This is a genomic window from Polynucleobacter sp. 35-46-11 (assembly GCF_002281105.1).
Genome location: NZ_NCFJ01000350.1, coordinates 1 through 2,717 on the forward strand (window position 1 = coordinate 1; position 2,717 = coordinate 2,717).

Consider the following 2,717-nt stretch of genomic DNA (forward strand, 5'->3'; position numbering starts at 1 on the left):
CCATTCAAGAGTTTGTTTTACTGTCGGGAAGGCAATGTCTTGCCAGGGAATTTCATGTTCATAAAACAGTGCCACCTCAAGACTTTCCTCTCCTGCGCAAAAGTGAGGTGTCTCCATATGAGCCAAATAAAAGAGATGTACTTGTTCTGCATGAGGCACATTGAGCAATGAATAGAGTGGTCCTATTCTCACTATTGCGCCAGCTTCTTCTTCGGTCTCGCGTGCAGCCCCAGCGCTAGTGCTCTCACCAAGCTCCATAAAGCCTGCGGGTAGGGTCCAGTAGCCATGACGTGGTTGAATCGCACGTTTACAAAGAAGGACTTGCTCGCCATAAACCGGAATGCTGCCAACCACATTACGTGGATTAAAGTAATGGATCGTGCCACAGGACTCGCAGACGTGACGCTCGCGGGAATCATCTGCTGGAATTTTGATAGTGATAGGCGAGGCGCAGTGAGAGCAAAACTTCATGCTGACTTTCTATAGATGGGCTGGGATGATCCCACGTAATGCATTAGTCAGCATGATAGCCTTAGCGGTTTTTACATCTTCAATAGTCAGGTTGGCTTCATGGGCATTCCATGTCGGATCATCCAAAATAATGGAGCGCATGATGCCTGGTAAGACTCCAGCATTTACTGGAGGAGTAAGCCATGCATTGTCATCGCCAGCTTGAATAAAAATACTACTACGACCACCCTCGGTCACAAATCCCTGTTCATTCATAAATAAGGCATCAAATCCACCTAGGACCTGTGCTTTTTGCCAAGCCAAGTCATAAGCATCTCTACTACTGACTTTATGTTGTAGTAATACATTGCCAGAGTGCATGATTGCATCATTCGGATTGGGAAGAATATCACTTGCCCAAAAAACCTTGACCTGCTCATTCATGTTGGGAAGGGGTGTGATTTGGTGACTTAAATTGCCTCCAATGTGTAGATCAAGTCGTAAGCGGTATTGAGTAGACTGATCACATGTGCTGCAAGCCTCTTCAATCAGTTGATTGGCATGCGCTCTTGATAAAGGAATTCCAAGGGCTAGTGCAGAATGCTGAAGTCGATCTAGGTGGCGCTCAAGGTGCGAGGCCTTACCATTGACAACCAAAATAGTTTCAAACAAGCCTACCTCACTAGGGAGCTTGCACAAAAACTTGGCTTTGATTTGGCATTCTTCCCATTCTTGTGGCGCTTGTGAATCTATCGTAATGCCGGCACCTATCCCAAGGGTAAATCGAGATGCCTGTGTCTGGGCATCACGGTGAATTTCTACAGTGCGAATGGGTACACTGAGGGCAAAGTCTCCGCTAGGATCTAACCAGCCCAAAGCGCCACAGTAGTAACCGCGATCAAATGGCTCTAGCTCTTGAATAATTTCCATGCTGCGCTTCTTGGGTGCCCCTGTTACTGACCCACAGGGAAAAACGGCATTGAGGATATCGAGCAATTGAATATGCGGCTTTGCTTGTGCTCTTACGGTTGAAGTCATTTGTAGTACGTCACCATGCCTTGCAACTTGAAAGAGATGGGGAACAGTCACTGTTCCTGGTAGAGCAATTCTGCTTAAATCATTACGCAACAAATCCACAATCATCACGTTTTCAGCTTGATTTTTAATATCTTGGCAAAGCTGATCCGCAGACTCAATTAGGGCATTGGCAGTACCTTTCATTGGCATAGCCGTTAAGGTATCTCCTTGGCGCTGAATAAATAATTCTGGAGATTGGGAGAGGATGCAGTTCTCACCATCTTCAATATAGGCCCCAAATCTTCCGGGCTGACGTTCTCTTAAGCGGCTATACAGCGCTAGTGCTTCACCATAGCAATCACCAGTAATTCGATAGGTATGATTAATCTGGTAGCAATCTCCATTCTTAATATATTCATGAATGGTCTTCATATCCTGAGAAAATTGCGTTTCATCTAGCGAATAGCGAAGATTAGCAACACCCGATACGCTCTGATGCTGACTAAACTTGGCAAGTTGATTGCTTAGATAAGCATCTACCTGCTCTTTGCTGAAGGTTTCATAAGAATCAAACGACCATGCTGCAATGATGGGGTGTGTAGGTGTCTGACTCTCAAGATCTAGTCTACCAGGCAGTCGGTGAATATAGCGGCCCAACTCATAGGCAAAAGCAGCGACTACATATTGACCTTGATGAAGCGCCTCTTGGAGCTCTGTGAGGCATTGTTCAACTAAGCTTTGAGTCCTTGTATTACTGGAAGCTGCTGTGATGCTCCAGCTACGAAGTGGCTGATGATAAAGCCGGCTTGTCGGCTTTAATAATGTGCTCTGAGCATCATCGAGCAGAATCATCGTTTTATTAACTCGAAGTAATGTAGTTACTTCAGAACGGTTGCTGATTCAATGGTGACTGTTTTGCTTGGAACATCGGCCATACGACCCATTTTTGGGGCAGTTGCAACCATGGTTGCGACTTTACGAATGTCATCAATTGTCTGCGTTCCAGAAATGACTTTGCCAAACACGGTATACCCATTGCCCATGGCGTTGGGGTAATTTAGCCCCTCATTATCTTTGACGTTGATAAAAAACTGTGCAGTAGCCGAGTCTGGATCGGAAGTACGGGCCATGGCAATGGTGTATGTTTGATTCTTCAAACCATTTTGAGCTTCAGATACTACTGGTGCATTAGTGGGTTTTTGAACCAAGTCTGGAGTAAAGCCTCCACCCTGAATCATGAAGCCATTAAT

3 protein-coding genes are annotated in these 2,717 nt (G+C 45.5%); all 3 read right to left on the minus strand.

Features of this window, described 5'->3' with window-relative positions; genetic code table 11:
- The coding region (locus B7Y67_RS14720; protein WP_293599284.1) for an NUDIX hydrolase at positions 1–471 on the minus strand (471 nt) is incomplete at its 3' end.
- Positions 472–480: 9 nt separating this feature from the next.
- On the minus strand, positions 481–2,319 hold the full coding sequence (locus tag B7Y67_RS14725) for a bifunctional chorismate-binding protein/class IV aminotransferase (protein ID WP_293599285.1): 1,839 nt from the start codon (positions 2,317–2,319) through the stop codon (positions 481–483).
- 26 nt (positions 2,320–2,345) lie between these two features.
- Positions 2,346–2,717: peptidylprolyl isomerase (locus B7Y67_RS14730; protein WP_293599286.1), on the minus strand; the 372-nt coding region annotated here is incomplete at its 5' end.

What these genes read in the sequence shown, in the direction of transcription:
- B7Y67_RS14725 (WP_293599285.1), bottom strand. Translation starts at nt 2,319, where the DNA reads ATGATTCTGCTCGATGATGCTCAGAGCACATTATTAAAGCCGACAAGC.